The 16,056-nt window shown below is 55.2% G+C and carries 13 protein-coding genes; 5 read left to right on the top strand and 8 right to left on the bottom strand.

Annotated features, from left to right (window positions below):
- Positions 1-386: 386 nt before the first annotated feature.
- Positions 387-1,349 carry a siderophore ABC transporter substrate-binding protein gene (locus BG910_RS03325; RefSeq protein WP_089035622.1) on the bottom strand — a complete coding sequence of 321 codons (963 nt, stop codon included), beginning with the start codon at positions 1,347-1,349 and terminating at the stop codon, positions 387-389.
- A 90-nt stretch (positions 1,350-1,439) separates the two neighbouring features.
- Positions 1,440-3,392 (bottom strand): TonB-dependent receptor plug domain-containing protein, encoded by a 1,953-nt coding sequence (locus BG910_RS03320; RefSeq protein WP_089035621.1) that lies wholly within the window; start codon positions 3,390-3,392, stop codon positions 1,440-1,442.
- A 374-nt stretch (positions 3,393-3,766) separates the two neighbouring features.
- On the opposite strand from BG910_RS03320, the gene groES reads away from it, so the two are divergent.
- Together groES and groL are read left to right on the top strand one after the other, a co-directional pair.
- The gene (gene groES / locus BG910_RS03310; protein ID WP_089037116.1) at positions 3,767-4,054 is read left to right on the top strand and encodes a co-chaperone GroES; all 288 of its coding nucleotides are present in this window, start codon (positions 3,767-3,769) and stop codon (positions 4,052-4,054) included.
- 95 nt (positions 4,055-4,149) lie between these two features.
- A complete protein-coding gene (gene groL, locus BG910_RS03305; protein WP_089035619.1) occupies positions 4,150-5,784 on the top strand; it encodes a chaperonin GroEL in 1,635 nt (544 codons plus the stop codon).
- Positions 5,785-5,893: 109 nt separating this feature from the next.
- On the opposite strand, the gene xth is transcribed toward groL, so the two are convergent.
- The 3 genes from xth to wrbA form a co-directional block, all read right to left on the bottom strand.
- Positions 5,894-6,664 carry an exodeoxyribonuclease III gene (xth, locus tag BG910_RS03300; RefSeq protein WP_089035618.1) on the bottom strand — a complete coding sequence of 257 codons (771 nt, stop codon included), beginning with the start codon at positions 6,662-6,664 and terminating at the stop codon, positions 5,894-5,896.
- A 193-nt stretch (positions 6,665-6,857) separates the two neighbouring features.
- Positions 6,858-7,139, bottom strand: coding sequence for an ArsR/SmtB family transcription factor (locus BG910_RS03295; protein WP_089035617.1), 282 nt, complete (start codon positions 7,137-7,139; stop codon positions 6,858-6,860).
- 322 nt (positions 7,140-7,461) lie between these two features.
- On the bottom strand, positions 7,462-8,067 hold the full coding sequence (gene wrbA / locus BG910_RS03290) for an NAD(P)H:quinone oxidoreductase (RefSeq protein ID WP_089035616.1): 606 nt from the start codon (positions 8,065-8,067) through the stop codon (positions 7,462-7,464).
- A 403-nt stretch (positions 8,068-8,470) separates the two neighbouring features.
- Between wrbA and BG910_RS03285 the strand changes: the two genes are divergently transcribed.
- The 3 genes from BG910_RS03285 to BG910_RS03275 all read left to right on the top strand — a co-directional run bounded on the left by BG910_RS03285 (position 8,471) and on the right by BG910_RS03275 (position 12,624).
- The gene (locus BG910_RS03285) at positions 8,471-9,709 is read left to right on the top strand and encodes a YihY family inner membrane protein (protein WP_089035615.1); all 1,239 of its coding nucleotides are present in this window, start codon (positions 8,471-8,473) and stop codon (positions 9,707-9,709) included.
- Positions 9,710-10,042: 333 nt separating this feature from the next.
- A complete protein-coding gene (locus tag BG910_RS03280; protein ID WP_089035614.1) occupies positions 10,043-11,827 on the top strand; it encodes an extracellular solute-binding protein in 1,785 nt (594 codons plus the stop codon).
- Positions 11,828-11,997: 170 nt separating this feature from the next.
- The gene (locus BG910_RS03275; RefSeq protein ID WP_089037115.1) at positions 11,998-12,624 is read left to right on the top strand and encodes a nuclease-related domain-containing protein; all 627 of its coding nucleotides are present in this window, start codon (positions 11,998-12,000) and stop codon (positions 12,622-12,624) included.
- A 235-nt stretch (positions 12,625-12,859) separates the two neighbouring features.
- Here BG910_RS03275 and prmA read toward each other — a convergent pair whose 3' ends face one another.
- From prmA to accB, 3 genes are all read right to left on the bottom strand, one after another.
- Positions 12,860-13,747: a 50S ribosomal protein L11 methyltransferase gene (gene prmA, locus BG910_RS03270; protein ID WP_089035613.1), complete on the bottom strand. Its 888-nt coding sequence runs from the start codon at positions 13,745-13,747 to the stop codon at positions 12,860-12,862.
- A 179-nt stretch (positions 13,748-13,926) separates the two neighbouring features.
- On the bottom strand, positions 13,927-15,288 hold the full coding sequence (gene accC, locus BG910_RS03265) for an acetyl-CoA carboxylase biotin carboxylase subunit (protein WP_089035612.1): 1,362 nt from the start codon (positions 15,286-15,288) through the stop codon (positions 13,927-13,929).
- A 159-nt stretch (positions 15,289-15,447) separates the two neighbouring features.
- Positions 15,448-15,900 (bottom strand): acetyl-CoA carboxylase biotin carboxyl carrier protein, encoded by a 453-nt coding sequence (accB, locus tag BG910_RS03260; RefSeq protein WP_089035611.1) that lies wholly within the window; start codon positions 15,898-15,900, stop codon positions 15,448-15,450.
- Positions 15,901-16,056 lie beyond the last annotated feature (156 nt).

The raw sequence follows: 16,056 nt of genomic DNA, 5'->3' as shown, positions 1-16,056 counted from the left end.
GACGGCATTCGGCATTTAGCGGTTGAGGTTGTCTGAAAAGCAGGATTCAACAGTAGGGTGGGCTTGCCAGCACACCGCTTTCCCAAAAGACAGGAATGCCGTCTGAAAAACTTTGGGCAAACTTGGCCGTTTTGCTTTTGACCTGCCGTCTGAAATTCTTGGCGTTCCGACAATGCGTTCCCTCTCCCGTGGGAGAGGGTTAGGGAGAGGGTCGGCTGGTATTCGGTCAAATTTCAGACGGCCTTTAGTCAACTTTTTTGAATGTTACAAAATCCCCGGCCTGCTAAAACACCTCAAAACCCAACCCTACAAAAAAATCCAACAAACAGATTTTCAGACGGCCTCAATCTCTGAAAAGGCCGTCTGAAAACTGTTTGCCGAAAAACTTACTTCGCCGCTTTAAACGCGTCGGCGACTTGTTTGCTGGCGTTAAGCAATTCCTGCGCACCGCCGGCGGCCAGATAGGTTTCGGGCACGAGGTAAACAACCCGGCCTTTTTTCCACGCGGTGGTTTCGGCGACGAGCGGGTTGTTCAGCACGTCTTTGGCCGCTTTGCCTTCTTCGCCGATGGCGGCGCCGCGGTCGAGGACGAACAGCCAGTCGGGGTTTTTCTCTTTCAGGTATTCAAACGAAACGGGCTGGCCGTGGCTGCCTTCTTTGATGGCTTCGTCAACAGGGGGAACGCCGATGTCTTTGTGAATCCAGCCGCCAAGGCGCGAGGTCGGGCCGTAGGCGGACAGTTTGCCGGCGTTGGCCAAAATCACCAAGCCTTTGCCCTTGCCTTGTGCGGCGGTTTTGGCGGCTTCAAACGAGGCGTCGATTTCAGCTTTCAGTTTTTCCGCTTCGGCTTCTTTGCCGAAAATTTTGGCAAACGCGTCAATGCGCTCTTTGCCGCTTTCTTTCAGGTTTTTGGTGTCGGCGGTCATTTCGATGGTCGGCGCGATGGCGTTCAACTGGTCAAACGCTTTGGCAGCGCGGCTGCCGATGATGATGAGCTGGGGTTTGTAGGCGTTGAGCGCTTCGTAGTTCGGCTCAAACAGCGTGCCGACTTTTTTTGAATCTTTAAACGCGGCGTCGAGGTAGGGCAGGCGGGTTTTATCTACGGTGGCGCCGACGGGTACGCCCAGTTTGGTTAAGGTGTCGGTCATGCCTAAGTCGTAAACGGCGATGCGCTCGGGTTTTTGCGGTACGGTCACTTCGCCGCGCGCGGTTTTGACGCTTACAGACGGGCCGTCGATTTTGTGTGAAACGGCGGACGCAGGTGCGGATGCGGCGGGCTTTTGTTCTTGCGGTTTGCAGGCGGTCAGCGCGAGTGCGCAGCAGAGGGTAATGGCGGATAGACGTAACATCAGGTTGGTTCTCCAAGAAATAAAGGGTTGCGCTTCAGGCCGTCTGAAAATTTTCAGACGGCCTTTGGTTGATGTACGGTAATGTACGGTTTAGAAGCGGTAATTCATGCTCAGGCGGAAATCTCGGCCGACTTCGGGCAGGGAGTTGCCGTTGGTGCTTTCACGCTGGGTGTGCGGCTTGTAGTATTTGTTGCCGACGTTGTTGACCGCGAAGTTGACGTTGAAATTGTCTTTGCCGGTCGGTTTCCAGTTGGCGTAAATGTCGTTCACGCCGTAGCCCGGGCGCGCCGTGCCGCCGCCGGAACCGCGTTGGTAGGCTTCGTGGTTGGTGCGCTGTACAAAGCGTCCGCGCCAGCCGATTTCCAGTTTCGGATGGTCAAACTGGTAGGACAGGCCGGTCGTCCAAGTGCGGCCGACCGGAATAAAGGTCATTATGGAGTCAATGCCTGTATTGTTGATTTTCGGTTTGTTGTAGGCCATGCCTGCGCGGGCTTTGAAGCCGCGCCATTGGTAATTGGCGGCCAGTTCGTAGCCTTTGTTTTTCAGCGTGCCGCCGTTGAAATAGCGTCGGTTTTGAACGGCTTGGACGTCTTTGATTTTTTGGTCGAAGTAGCTGCCTTCCAGTTTCAGTGCATCGTTCCAGCGGTAGTTGAAGCCGATTTCGGCGTTGCGGGAGCGTTCGGCTTTCAAGTTGCTGTCAACGGTATAGACGCGGCCGCCGATGAGTGCGGCTTCGGAAAGTCGGGGGCTGCGGCTGGCGTAGTTCAGGCTGGAGTTGAGCGAGAAATTGGGGGTTACATCGTAAATCAGGCCGACGCTGGGGTTGAGTGTGCCGTCTGAAACGCTTTGTCCGCTGGAAAATTCGGCATCGAAGTGGTCATAACGCAGGCCGGTGGTCAGGGTCACGGGATGGATGTCCCAAATACCTTCTACATAGGCGCCGACATCGGTTTTTTCTTCGTTGACGAAAACGGTGCGGGTGGCTTCGTTGGGTTTGGTTTTCTGATTGCGCCAGTTGATGCCGTATTTCAGTGTGTGACGGTCAAACAGGCGGCTGTCCAAATTCAGGTTGGCTCCCAAAGTTTCGACTTTGGTGGTCGCATTGCCTTTGTCGGACGGCTCTTCGCGTTTGTCGGTTTTTTTGTAAACGTTGGTGTTGATTTTGCTGATAAAACCGAGGTTGCTGCCGTCGTAGGCCAAGTTGGTGGTGTCTTGGGTCAGAATGCGGTAGCGCGGATTGTTGTTGGCGGTGTTGTTTCGTTGGGCGAAATCGAATTCTTCACGCAGGTTGCGTTCGCCGTAGGTACGCTCTTGGCGGTGGCTCAGGCTTAAGCGGTTGTCTTCATTGAAGGAATAACCGATTTTACCCAGTAAACCGCGTTGGCTCAAACCGCTGTTGTTGATGCGGTCGCCCGTTACCGATGAATAGCCTTTGCCCGGTTTGTAATCGCGCTCGGTTACCCAGTTGCCTGCAAGCAAAGCATCAAATCCGCCTGCACGTCCGTAAACGCTGGTGTTTTTGTTCCAGCCTTTGTTGCTGCTTACGCCGGCGCCGACTTTGAAGCCGACGTTCTGGCCGTCGCGCAGTAAATCTTTGGCGTTAACCGTTTGTGCCACGATTGCACCACTGGTCGCGCCGATGCCGACGGAAGCCGAACCTGTGCCTTTTTGGACGGCGACGACTTTCACCAGTTCGGGGTCAAACAGGAAACGGCCGTTGTGGTGGAAAATTTGGGAATCGGAATAGGTGTTGTCCACTTTGACATCAATTTGATCTTGTCCCATGCCGCGGATGGTCAGCCATTGCGAGGTAGCGTTGCCACCGCCGAAACTGACGGACGGTTCGTTAAACAAAACCTCTTTCATATCGGTGGCCGTCGTTTCGTCGATTTTTTTTGTGGTGATGCGGCGGGTGGAAGAGGTGGCTTCGGCCTTGACCTGAACGGTCGGCAACTCGGCTTTTTCCGGGGGCGTATCGGCACGGGCAAAACCTGCAACAAGTGACATGGTCAGCAAACTCAGGCGGAAAATGGGCTTTTTCATCGTTTGTCCTCATTAATATTCATCAGAATGAAAGTCGAATTTGATTAAATAAATTAATTAATAACAATTCTTATCTGCAATATATAACTAAACCGAATGTTTGCATAGTGCTAAAAAAGATTTGAAAGCTTGAAAAAATGTCGGGTTGCGTTATCGAAAACATGGCGAGGCCGCCTGAAACGGGCTTCTGCATTTTTCAGACGGCCTTGAATGAGGGCGCGGATGTTGGGGAAAAATTTTTATTTTTACCCTTGAATTCGTTTGCGTCAGCCTTATTTAGCGGTTATTGTAAACCTGTGTTCGCGCAGGTTTGCATCGTTGATTAAGCCGCCTGGTTACAGGTGTTTGTTTTTATTTTGATTTGGAGTGAATACATGACCATTCGTCCTTTACATGACCGTGTTGTCGTCAAACGCTTGGAAGCTGAAGAAAAAACCGCGTCCGGTATCGTTTTGCCGGGTGCAGCCGCTGAGAAACCCGATATGGGCGAAGTGGTTGCCGTAGGCGCGGGCAAAATCGATAAAGACGGCCAACGCCGCGCGCTGGATGTGAAAGTCGGCGACAAGGTGATTTTCGGCAAGTACAGCGGCCAAACCGTGAAAGCCGACGGCGAAGAGCTGTTGGTTATGCGCGAAGAAGATATTTTCGGCATTGTGGAATAAGTTTTTAGAAAAGGCCGTCTGAATGCTTCGACTGCGTTCAGCCCCCGTTTTTCAGACGGCATCGGAAGAATTTTAATTATTTTGGAGAATCAATAATGGCAGCAAAAGACGTTCAATTCGGTAATGAAGTCCGTCAGAAAATGGTAAACGGCGTGAACACACTGGCAAACGCCGTGCGCGTAACTTTGGGCCCGAAAGGCCGCAACGTGGTACTTGACCGCGCGTTCGGCGGCCCGCACATCACCAAAGACGGTGTGTCTGTGGCCAAAGAAATCGAGCTGAAAGACAAATTTGAAAACATGGGCGCGCAGATGGTGAAAGAGGTTGCCTCTAAAACCAACGACGTTGCGGGCGACGGCACCACTACTGCGACCGTTCTGGCGCAGGCCATCGTGACCGAGGGCATGAAATACGTGACCGCGGGCATGAACCCGACCGACCTGAAACGCGGTATCGACAAAGCCGTTGCCGCGCTGGTGGACGAGCTGAAAAACATTGCCAAACCCTGCGACACTTCTAAAGAAATCGCCCAAGTCGGCTCAATTTCCGCCAATTCCGACGAGCAAGTCGGCGCGATTATCGCTGAGGCGATGGAAAAAGTCGGCAAAGAAGGCGTGATTACCGTGGAAGACGGCAAATCGCTGGAAAACGAGCTGGATGTGGTCGAAGGTATGCAGTTTGACCGCGGCTACCTGTCGCCTTACTTCATCAGCGATGCGGAAAAACAAATCGCTGCGCTGGATAATCCGTTTGTTTTGCTGTTTGACAAAAAAATCAGCAATATCCGCGACTTGTTGCCGGTTTTGGAACAGGTTGCCAAAGCCAGCCGTCCGCTGCTGATTATTGCCGAAGACGTTGAAGGCGAAGCGCTGGCGACTTTGGTGGTGAACAACATCCGCGGCATTCTGAAAACCGTGGCCGTAAAAGCCCCGGGCTTCGGCGACCGCCGCAAAGCCATGCTGCAAGACATCGCCATTTTGACCGGCGGCACCGTGATTGCCGAAGAAGTAGGCTTGTCTTTGGAAAAAGCCACTCTGGAAGATTTGGGTCAGGCCAAACGCATCGAAATCGGCAAAGAAAACACCACCATCATCGACGGTTTCGGCAATGCTGCCCAAATCGAAGCGCGTGTGGCTGAAATCCGCCAGCAAATTGAAACGGCGACCAGTGAATACGACAAAGAAAAACTGCAAGAACGCGTGGCCAAACTGGCCGGCGGCGTGGCAGTGATCAAAGTCGGCGCGGCTACAGAAGTGGAAATGAAAGAGAAAAAAGACCGTGTGGAAGACGCGCTGCATGCAACCCGTGCCGCCGTTGAAGAAGGCGTGGTTGCCGGCGGCGGCGTCGCATTCCTGCGCGCACGTTCCGCTCTGGAAAATCTGCATACCGGCAATGCCGACCAAGACGCAGGCGTACAAATCGTCTTGCGCGCGGTTGAGTCTCCGCTGCGTCAAATCGTGGCCAACGCCGGCGGCGAGCCGAGCGTGGTGGTGAACAAAGTGCTGGAAGGCAAAGGCAACTACGGCTACAACGCCGGCAGCGGCGAATACGGCGACATGATTGAAATGGGCGTACTCGACCCCGCCAAAGTAACCCGCTCTGCGCTGCAACACGCCGCGTCTATCGCCGGCCTGATGCTGACTACCGACTGCATGGTTGCCGAAATCCCTGAAGACAAACCGGCTATGCCCGACATGGGCGGCATGGGTGGAATGGGCGGCATGATGTAAGGCCGTCTGAAAAAAGTTCAGCCGTTAAGAAAATCCCGCATAGGTTTTATGCGGGATTTTTTGTGGGCGCTTGGTTTTCAGACGGCCTTCGTTTTTCCAACCTATTGTTTTACAAATCAAACACCGCCGTGACCGGCGCGTGGTCGCTGGGGCGTTCCAGTGCGCGGGTGTCGAGATCGACGCGTACGTCCTGCAAACGGGCGGCGAGGGCGGGGGTGATGAGGATGTGGTCGATGCGCAGGCCGAGTTTGCGTTGGAACATCGCGCCGCGGTAGTCAAACCAAGTGTAGTGCGCGCCTTCGGGGTGGATTTGGCGCAGGCTGTCGGTCAGGCCGAGGTCGAGCAGGGTTTGGAACCATTGGCGTTCGGGCGTGGAACAATGGATTTGTTCGCGCCATTTTTCGGGATCGTAGCAGTCGGCGTCGGCGGGGGCAATGTTGAAATCGCCGAGTAAAACCAGTTTGTCGTGGCGGCTCATTTCGTCGCGTACAAATTCGGTAAGCGCTTCAAACCATTGTTTTTTATATTCAAACTTAGGGCTGTCGAGCGCTTCGCCATTGACGCAGTAAACATTGATGACGCGCACGCCGCCGATGGTGGCGGCAATCACGCGCCGCTGCGGGTCGTCGGGCAGCGCGGGCAGGCCGGTGTGGACGTCTTCGGGCGCGGCGCGGCTGATGATGGCGACGCCGTTATAGGTTTTCTGCCCGCTCCATACGGTCTGCCAGCCCATTATATTGAGCGCGGCGGCGGGGAACTTGTCTTGGTCGAGCTTGAGCTCCTGCAAAACGAGGACATCGGGTTGGTCGTCGGCGAGCAGGTTTTGTACCTGCGGCAGGCGGACGTTGAGGGAATTGACGTTCCAAGTGGTGATTTTCATGGGGATTCCGTGGGTTGGGGGCAGGGTGAGGCCGTCTGAAACGGTTCGTCCGTCGAGTGATGTCCGTGAAAATTTCAGACGGCCTGCGTCTTCGGCAGGTTTGCAAGTCTGTTTTCCGGCGGCGTCTGTCCGGATGAAAAAACGCGGCTTTGTTCGAGCCGCGCCATTTTAGCATTTTGCGCCATCCGCGTTTTCAGGCGGCCTCACGGTTTTTGAGTTCGGCGACGGTGTCGAGCAGGATGCGGGCTTCTTCGGAAACCAGCCGGTATTCAAGGATGCGGTGGTAGCGGGTGAAATCGACCAGCCCTTCGGTGCGCATTTTGTGGAGGTGGGCGGAAACGGCGGTCGGCGTGGCGCCCAATGTTTCGCAAAGCTCGGCGACGCTGCATTCGCCGTCGCGCAGCATGAGTAAAATCCCCATGCGATCGGGGTTGGCAATCAGTTTGAGAAGTGCGGACAGGCGGTTGGTTTCCATGCGGTGCTCTTTTCTTGATTCGGACGGGTGCGGTTTGCTGTTTTTAAAAACGGGGTATTTTGCTCGGACTTTGCAAAAGAGTTTGATTCTTATTGGTCCGCTTGTCTTTAATTTTAACCGTTTATTTGAGAAAAGAGTTTACCCGAAAACGATGGGGATGCGTGTGGTTTTCGGTAAAAAAGGTGCAAGGTTTGTGGGGGTAGACGGCATGGGAATAACGTCGGCCGAGATTAACTTTTTTCAGACGGCCTTGAGCATGCCGTCTGAAAAAGTCTCCCGCGTGTATTTTGAACAACGGGTCAATCGTATATTGCTGCGAACCTTACCCCGCCAGCTTCACTGCCAGTTCCGCCAGCCTGCGGCCTTGTGCGAAGGCGAGTTCGGCTTCTTCCGTGCTTAAGGCGGCTTGGTTGTCGGCGCCGGCGGCGTGGCTGGCGCCGTAGGGCGTGCCGCCGCTTTGGGTGCGGCTGAGGGCGGATTCGGAGAACGGGATGCCGCTGATGATCATGCCGTGGTGCAGCAGCGGCAGCATCATGGTGAGCAGGGTGGATTCTTGGCCGCCGTGCAGGCTGGAGGTGCTGGTGAAGACGGTGGCGGGTTTGCCGGACAATTCGGCGCCCAGCCATTGCGGGATGGTGCCGTCGATGAAATATTTCATGGCGGCGGCCATGTTGCCGAAACGGGTCGGACTGCCGAGCGCGAGGGCGGCGCAGGTTTTGAGGTCGTCGGCTTGGACGTAGGGCGCGCCGCTGTCGGGAATGCTGCTTTCGACGGCTTCGCAGACGGCGGAAACTTTGGGTACGGTGCGCAAAACGGCTTCGCAGCCGGCAACGCTTTCGACGCCGCGCGCGATTTGGCGGGCGAGGTTGTAGGTCGCGCCGTGTTGGGAATAAAAAAGAACGAGGATTTTCAGGGGATTTGGGTTCATTTGGGGATTCCGTTAAAATGGGTGGGAAAGGGTTTTCAGACGGCCTTCAAGCGGATTTACAAGGCCGTCTGAAAAAGTTGCTTATTTTGTATTCCGTAGGCGGGGCTCGGTTGGTAAGCCTGTCGAACCATTAGCCCAGCTGTTTCATGAATAAAGCGGGATTAGCCGGGCTGAAGCCCAGCCTACGCAGTCTGTATCCGACAAAACCTGACTGTATAGCGTTCCGTTGCAGCCGTTTATTTTTCAGACGGCATTTTTTGATGATAGGCCGGATGATTGAATAAGCCAAACCGACTTGCTGGGCTGATGGTTCGACAGGCTCACCAACCGGGTCCGCCTACGCTCAGGTTATCTCATGACACAGGCTGTCGGAAATAACACAAATCAAACAAGGAAAAAGAGTATGCCGTTTTCTGAAAAGTGGCAAGCGTTGAAACAGGGTAAGACTTTGGGTTTTATCGGCTTTGTCGTGCGCCGTTTCAACGACGAACGCGTGCCGCTGGTGGCCTCGAGCCTGACGTTTACCACGCTGCTGGCGCTGGTGCCGGTACTGACGGTTACGGTGGTGGTCGCTTCCGCGTTTCCCGTGTTTGACGAGTGGTCGGGCATGTTTGTGCAGTTTATCAACCGCACCATCGTGCCGCAGGGGGCGGACATGGTGTTCGACTACATCAATGCCTTTAAAGACAAGGCTTCCAAGCTTACGGCCATCGGCAGCGTGATGCTGATGGCCACGTCGCTGATGCTGATTCAGACCATCGACAATGCGTTTAACCGCATTTGGCGCGTTAACAGCCGCCGTCCGTTTCTGATGCAGTTTTTGGTGTATTGGGCGCTTTTGACGCTGGGGCCGCTGTCGCTGGGCGTGGGCGTGTCGCTGCTGTTCGGAACGCTGCGCAACAGCGGTTTGGAACAATATTCCCCTGAGCTTGCGGAAATGCTGCGCACGGGCGTTTCGGTGGTGTTTTCCACGCTGCTTTTGTGGGCGCTGTACCGCTTTGTGCCCAACCGTTTCGTGCCCGCGCGGCAGGCGCTGGCGGGGGCGTTTCTGACCGCGGTCTGCCTCGAAATCGCGCGCGCGCTGTTCGCTTGGTATATGGGCAAGTTCAACGGCTACACCTCGATTTACGGCGCATTTGCGGCGGTGCCGTTTTTTCTGTTGTGGTTGAACCTGCTGTGGTCGCTGGTGTTGGCGGGTGCGGTGCTGACGTCGTCGCTGTCGTATTGGCAGGGTGAGGCGTTCCGGCGCGGTTTTGATGCGCGCGGGCGGTTTGACGACGTGTTGAAAATCCTGCTGCTTTTGGACAACGCACAGCAGACGGGGCAGGCCATGCCCGTGCAGGCGTTCAGACGGCATATCAATATGGGTTACGACGAATTGGGCGAACTGCTGGAAAAACTGGCGCGGCACGGCTATGTTTATTCGGGCAAACAGGGCTGGGTGTTGAAAACCGGCGCGGAGGCGATCGAGTTGGACGATTTGTTCAAACTGTTTGTGTACCGCCCCGCCGGAGATCGGGATCATGTGAACGAGGCGGTCAGCCGCATCATGCAGCCGTGTTTGGATTCGATGGATATTTCGCTGGCGGAGTTTGGCGTGCACGCGAAACGGGAGAAGGAAGAAGGCGGTGAGGCCGTCTGAAACTTTCGTTTGCAACAAAAAGTTGCCGCAGGCCGGGCTTCAGCCCAGCAAATTTAATCATGTTTCCAGCGGGTATTGCTGGGTTGAAGCCCGGCCTACAAGTGAAGCCGGATTTCAGCCGTAGGGTGGGCCTGTCGGCCCACCGTTTGGCCGTAGGACAAATTGCAATCTTCAGATTTCAGACGGCATTCCTGCCCTTTGGGCAGGCCCACCCTACGGCAGTTCCATCCGGTACAGTTCCCCCTCAGGCCGTCTGAAAATCCCACCCCCTAATTTTCAGACGGCCTTTTGCTATAATCCCCGTTCCCCCCAAACCCGTCCCCAATCCACATCATGAAACCCGTTTCCCAAACCGCCTTCGCCCTCATGTTTTCCCTCTCTGCTTCCGCCCACGCCGCGCACGGCTTGGCTTTGGGGCAGCCGGTCAAATATCCGGCGGGATTTAAGGCGTTTGATTATGTGAACCCGAATGCGCCCAAAGGCGGGACGTTTTCGCTGCCGTATCAGGGTGGTTTCGATACGCTCAATCCGTTTACGCTCAAAGGCGATCACGAGGTGGGCGTGGCAATGCTGACGCTGGATACGCTGATGGAAAAGAGTTTGGACGAGCCGTTTGCGATGTACGGGCTGTTGGCTCAAGACGTGGAATTGGCTTCAGACGGCCTTTCGGTGACGTTCCGCCTCAATCCGAAAGCGCGCTTTCACAACGGCGATGCGGTGACTTCCGAAGATGTGGCGGAATCGTTTCGGATTCTGACGCAGGATAAGGCGGCGGTGCCGATGTATAAGATGTATTGGGGCGGGGTGGCGAAAGTGGAAACGCCCGATGCGCAGACGGTTGTGTTCCGTTTCAAGGCGCGCAATGCCGAGCTGCATATGATTTTGGGCGAACTGCCGGTGTTTTCGCATAAAAGTTATCCCAAGGGTTTGGCGGCTGCGGCGGGTAAGGCGCCGATCGGCTCGGGGCCTTACCGTTTGGGCAAGGCCGATAGCGGGCGCATGAGCGAGTTTGGGCGCGATAAAAATTACTGGGCGCAGAATCTGCCGACGCGCAAGGGGCAGTACAACTTCGATACCGTGCGCTTTAAATATTACCGTGACGACAGCGTACGCATCGAGGGAATGAAGGGCGGACAGTATGATTTTGTTCAGGAAAACATCGCCCGCAACTGGGCGCGCGCGTATTCCGACGGGGTGCTGAAAAAGCGCGGCCTGGGCAAACACGAATGGCGGCAGGGCAATACGGCGGGGATGCAGGGCTATGTGATGAACCTGCGCCGCAAGCCGTTTGACAATATTTTGGTGCGGCAGGCGCTGGTGGAAAGTTTCGATTTCGAAAGCACCAACAGCCGCCTGTTTTACGGCGCCTACCGTCGCAGCAACAGTTTTTTCTCCAACAGCACAATGGCGGCGACGGGCAAACCGCAGGGCGCAGAGCTGGTGCTTTTGAATACGGTAAAAGACAAACTGCCGTCTGAAATTTTTACGCAAAACGTTCCCGAACCGCCGCAAACCGACCTGAAGACGGGTGTGCGCCCCAATCTTTTGAAAGCGCGCGCGCTGCTTGTCAAGGCAGGCTACCGCTACCAAAACGGCCGCTTGGTCGATAAGGAGGGCAAACCGCTGGTGTTTGAGTTTCTCACACCGAGCAAAACCTACGAGCGCGTCAACGCCAAATGGCAGCGCGATTTGGCGAAAATCGGCGTGGCCATGACCGTGCGCGTGGCCGATCCGGCGCTGTATCAGCGGCGGCTGAACCGCTTCGACTACGACATGACCATTGTCGTCTACGGCAACAGCGAAAGTCCCGGCAACGAGCAGGCGGCGTATTTCGGCTGCGAAGCCGCGAAAACCGAGGGCAGCCGCAATTGGGCGGGCGTGTGCAACCCCGCTGTGGAAACGCTGCTCAAACGTTTTGAAAGTTTCCGCAACCGCGACGAGCTGGTCACGTCCGCCCGCGCCCTCGACCGCGTGATGCGCCATCAGTATATCGTCGTACCCAACTGGTTCAGCGACCGCTACCGCGTCGTGTACCGCGATACGCTGGGCATTCCGCAGACACTGCCGAAGTTTTACAGCCCGACCGAATGGGCATTAAGCTCGGCCTGGGAAAAATGACAGTTGTTTTTTTTAAACAGAAATTTACGATAAATGGTATAAAATTTAAATAAGCGGTATTTTGCATTGCTAAAAATAATGATGCCGTTATAATTACATAAAGATATCTGCATTAACGGATGTTTACAAAACCAAAAAGCCAAATACATTACAAAACGTGGAAAACCAAAATGATCAACTTCAACCCGCTTTCAGACGGCATCTTCATACACCTTTGGTGGATGATTCCGATTGCCGCCGTCTTCTTCCTGGCTAACAGTTTGCGCAATAAAAAACTGGTCGGCCGTTTTACCGCCAATTTCCGCGCCCAATGCAAATTAAATGCGGAAATTTATCACGAAATCAATAAATTGGATGTCCGTAGCGGAAGCGAACATCTGCAAGTCGACCATGTTTACATTTCGCGCCACGGCATTTTCGTGGTCAATACCCCCAACCAACAGGGCTTGATTTGGGGCGACAAAAAAGACGGACTTTGGACGCAGCGTTACCACAAAAGCGAATCGCAGTTTCCCAATCCGCTGCGCCAAAACCAGCGCTACATCGAAGCGCTTTCCAAACAGCTTTCGCTGCCGCAGCAGGTTTTCTTTTCTGTCGCCGTGTTCGGCAAAAACTGCCGCTTCCAAACCATGATGCCCGATAACGTGGTCGAATCGTTTGATTTTGTGGAATACGTTTCCCAATACGAAGAGATTCTGCTGAGTGACGAAGAAGTCGTCCAAATCAGAAAGACCTTGGAAACCAATGAGTTTGATGTGGTGTTTGCCAAGCAAAGTGTGGGTGTTTATACGCTGTAAACGGAGATATAGTGAATTAAAATAAAAAATCCACTTCGTTGGCTGCGGCTGAGCCCAAAGAGGACGATTCACTGAGGCGCTGAAGCGCCAAGTTCATCTGTCCCGTACTACCCCGTACTGTCTGCGCTTTGCCGCCTTGTATCTTTCTTATTTTATTTCACTATACAAAATAGGGGAAAGGCCGTCTGAAAATACATTGTTTTCAGACGGCCTTGTTTTTCATTCCCTCAATAAATCAGCGTTTTACCCCGCTCAAACGCGCCCAGCTCTCATCGGTTACGGCGGGGTCGAGGTCGAACCATTGGGCGTAAATTTCACTCAATTCTTCAACCTGTTCATCAAGCAGGCCGGACAACACAATCCGTCCGCCCTGTTTGGTGCGGGCGGCAAGCATATCGCCGAGCATGCGCAGCGGGTTGGCGAGGATGTTGGCGACAACGACGTCGAATTGCCCTTCCGGCAGGCCGTCGGGCAGGTAGAACTGCGCATCGGTATTGTTTTGCGCGGCATTGTCGCGGCTGGCGCGGATGGCCTGCGGGTCGATGTCTACGCCGACGGCGGAACCTGCGCCGAGTTTCATCGCGGCGATGGCGAGGATGCCCGAGCCGCAGCCGTAGTCGAGTACGCTTTCGCCTCCTTTGAGTTCGCCGTCCAGCCATTGCAGACACAGGCGCGTGGTCGGGTGGCTGCCCGTACCGAACGCCAAACCGGGGTCGAGCTGGAGGTTGACCGCGTTGTCGTCGGGCGCGTCGTGCCACGAGGGGGTAATCCAGAGGCGCTCGGAAATCTGAATCGGGTCAAACTGCGCCTGCGTCAGGCGCACCCAGTCTTGGTCTTCGAGGGTTTCGGCGGTGTAGGGCAGTTCGCCCAAGCCGCATTCGGCAGCGGCTTTTTGAATGATTCCGGCGACGGGATCATCTTCGCCGAACAGGGCGATGACCTTGCTCTGCTGCCAGATTTGTTCGGTCGGCATTCCCGGTTCGCCGAAAATGGCCTGCTCGTTTTCCGTGCCGGCGTAGGCGTCTTCGATGGCGGCGGACAGAGCGCCGTGTTCCATCAGGGCGTCGGCGAGGCGTTCGGCGGCGGTGTCGTTTACGGTAATGGTGGTTTGTCGGTAGGGCATGGGTGGCTTTCGGATAAGGCCGTCTGAACCGGTTGCTGAGCGCAGCCGAAGCATCAGACGGCATGAAAATAATTGATAAACGGCGGCCGAAACCGCCTGATGTGCGGCTATTTTAACGGATTGGCGGCGCTTGAAAAAGGCCGTCTGAATTTTTCAGACGGCCTTGATTTTGTTGCGGATTATTTTTCCAACTTCGCTTTGCGCTCTTCCAGCCAGTGTTCCAGATAGTGGATACTGACGCCGCCTTCGGCGAAACCGGGGTCGGTGAAGAGGTCGCGGTGGAGCGGGGTATTGGTTTTGATGCCGGTCACGGCCAGTTCGGCCAGCGCGACACGCATTTTCGCCATGGCCTGTTCGCGGGTTTTGCCGACGACGCAGATTTTGCCGATTAAGCTGTCGTAATACGGCGGAATGCGGTAACCCTGATAGATGTGGCTGTCCACGCGGATGCCGAAGCCGCCGGGGAGGTGGCAGCTTTCGATCAGGCCGGGGCTGGGGATGAAGTTGTACGGGTCTTCGGCGTTGATGCGGCATTCGAACGCGTGGCCGGAGATTTTGATGTCTTTCTGCTTGTATTGCAGCGGCAGACCGCTTGCGATGCGGATTTGTTCCTGCACAATATCGACGTTGGTAATCAGCTCGGTAACGGGATGTTCGACCTGTACGCGGGTGTTCATCTCGATGAAGAAAAACTCGCCGTCTTCGTAGAGAAATTCAAACGTACCCGCGCCGCGGTAGCCGATGCGTTTGCAGGCGGCGACGCAGGCTTCGCCGATTTTTTTGCGCTCGGCTTCGCTGATGCCGGGGGCGGGCGCTTCTTCGATGACTTTCTGGTGGCGGCGCTGGAGCGAGCAGTCGCGTTCGGCGAGGTAAACGGCGTTGCCGTGTTCGTCGGACAAGACTTGGATTTCGACGTGGCGCGGGCGTTGCAGGTAGCGTTCCATGTAAACCATCGGGTTGCCGAACGCGGCACCTGCTTCGGTTTTGGTCATTTCGACGGAGCGCAGCAGGTCTTCTTTTTTCTCGACCACGCGCATACCGCGGCCGCCGCCGCCGCCGGAGGCTTTGATGATGACGGGGAAACCGACTTTGTCGGCGGTTTTGAGGATTTCGTCGGGGTCGTCAGACAGGGCGCCGTCCGAACCGGGTACGCAGGGCACGCCCGCTTCGATCATGGCGTGTTTGGCGGAAACTTTGTCGCCCATCAGGCGGATGGTGTCGGCGCGAGGGCCGATGAAGACAAAACCGGATTGTTCGACCTGTTCGGCAAAATTGGCGTTTTCCGCCAAAAAGCCGTAGCCCGGGTGGATGCCGTCGGCACCGGTGACTTCGGCGGCGGCGATGATGGCGGGGATATTGAGGTAGCTTTGTGCGGAAGCGGCCGGGCCGATGCACACGGATTCGTCGGACAGCTTGACGTGCAGGCTGTCTTTGTCGGCTTCGGAATGCACGGCGACGGTGGCGATGCCCATTTCGCGGCAGGCGCGCAATACGCGCAGCGCGATTTCGCCGCGGTTGGCGATTAAGACTTTTTTCAACATGATGATTTTCCTTTGCTTTCAGACGTCCTCTGCTTCAGCATGATGCCGTCTGAAAATGTTTATCCGAATGTTTCGCGGGCGGTTTGAAGGGGAAGCACGCCTCGAAAAACGTTCAGACGGCCTGCCGCATTTTTGGATGCAGAGGCCGTCTGAAAAATATTATTCGATGATAAACAGCGGCTCGCCGTATTCCACAGGCGTGCCGTTTTCGACCAGAATTTCTTTGACCACGCCGGATTTTTCGGCTTCAATTTCGTTCATCAGTTTCATCGCTTCGATGATGCACAGCGTATCGCCCGCTTTCACGCTTTGGCCGACTTCGACAAACACAGGCGAAGTCGGGCTCGGTGCGCGGTAGAAAGTACCGACCATCGGCGATTTCTGCGCGTTGCTCAAATCGCGTGCGGCGGGCGCTGCTGCGGCAGTGGGAGCAGGGGAGGCGGCAGGCGCAGCGGCAACAGCCTGAACCGGTGCGGGCGCGGCGTAAACGGGCTGTGCGGCGGCGGCGGTGCGGGTAATGCGGACTTTTTCTTCGCCTTCGGTCACTTCGATTTCGGCGATACCGGATTCTTCAACCAAATCAATCAGTTTTTTCAGTTTGCGCAAATCCATGTTGTGTTCCTTTTTAAAACGGCCGGATGCCGTGGATAGAATACATTGGGAGAAAACGGAAGTTTTCGGGAAAGTTTTTCAGACGGCATTTGGATGCCGTCTGAAAAACCGGAAATTGAATGTAAAGAACGTTTTGTCTGTAAGATTTAATCGGGT

This window comes from Neisseria chenwenguii (assembly GCF_002216145.1).
GTDB classification, from domain to species: domain Bacteria; phylum Pseudomonadota; class Gammaproteobacteria; order Burkholderiales; family Neisseriaceae; genus Neisseria; species Neisseria chenwenguii.
The sequence above is the reverse complement of the archived record's forward strand: the minus strand, read 5'-3'. Positions and strand labels throughout refer to the sequence as shown.

What these genes read in the sequence shown, in the direction of transcription:
- BG910_RS03280 (WP_089035614.1), top strand. Translation starts at nt 10,043, where the DNA reads ATGAAACCCGTTTCCCAAACCGCCTTCGCCCTCATGTTTTCCCTCTCT.
- accC (WP_089035612.1), bottom strand. Translation starts at nt 15,288, where the DNA reads ATGTTGAAAAAAGTCTTAATCGCCAACCGCGGCGAAATCGCGCTGCGC.
- groES (WP_089037116.1), top strand. Translation starts at nt 3,767, where the DNA reads ATGACCATTCGTCCTTTACATGACCGTGTTGTCGTCAAACGCTTGGAA.
- groL (WP_089035619.1), top strand. Translation starts at nt 4,150, where the DNA reads ATGGCAGCAAAAGACGTTCAATTCGGTAATGAAGTCCGTCAGAAAATG.
- prmA (WP_089035613.1), bottom strand. Translation starts at nt 13,747, where the DNA reads ATGCCCTACCGACAAACCACCATTACCGTAAACGACACCGCCGCCGAA.
- BG910_RS03275 (WP_089037115.1), top strand. Translation starts at nt 11,998, where the DNA reads ATGATCAACTTCAACCCGCTTTCAGACGGCATCTTCATACACCTTTGG.
- xth (WP_089035618.1), bottom strand. Translation starts at nt 6,664, where the DNA reads ATGAAAATCACCACTTGGAACGTCAATTCCCTCAACGTCCGCCTGCCG.
- BG910_RS03320 (WP_089035621.1), bottom strand. Translation starts at nt 3,392, where the DNA reads ATGAAAAAGCCCATTTTCCGCCTGAGTTTGCTGACCATGTCACTTGTT.
- BG910_RS03325 (WP_089035622.1), bottom strand. Translation starts at nt 1,349, where the DNA reads ATGTTACGTCTATCCGCCATTACCCTCTGCTGCGCACTCGCGCTGACC.
- BG910_RS03285 (WP_089035615.1), top strand. Translation starts at nt 8,471, where the DNA reads ATGCCGTTTTCTGAAAAGTGGCAAGCGTTGAAACAGGGTAAGACTTTG.
- wrbA (WP_089035616.1), bottom strand. Translation starts at nt 8,067, where the DNA reads ATGAACCCAAATCCCCTGAAAATCCTCGTTCTTTTTTATTCCCAACAC.
- accB (WP_089035611.1), bottom strand. Translation starts at nt 15,900, where the DNA reads ATGGATTTGCGCAAACTGAAAAAACTGATTGATTTGGTTGAAGAATCC.
- BG910_RS03295 (WP_089035617.1), bottom strand. Translation starts at nt 7,139, where the DNA reads ATGGAAACCAACCGCCTGTCCGCACTTCTCAAACTGATTGCCAACCCC.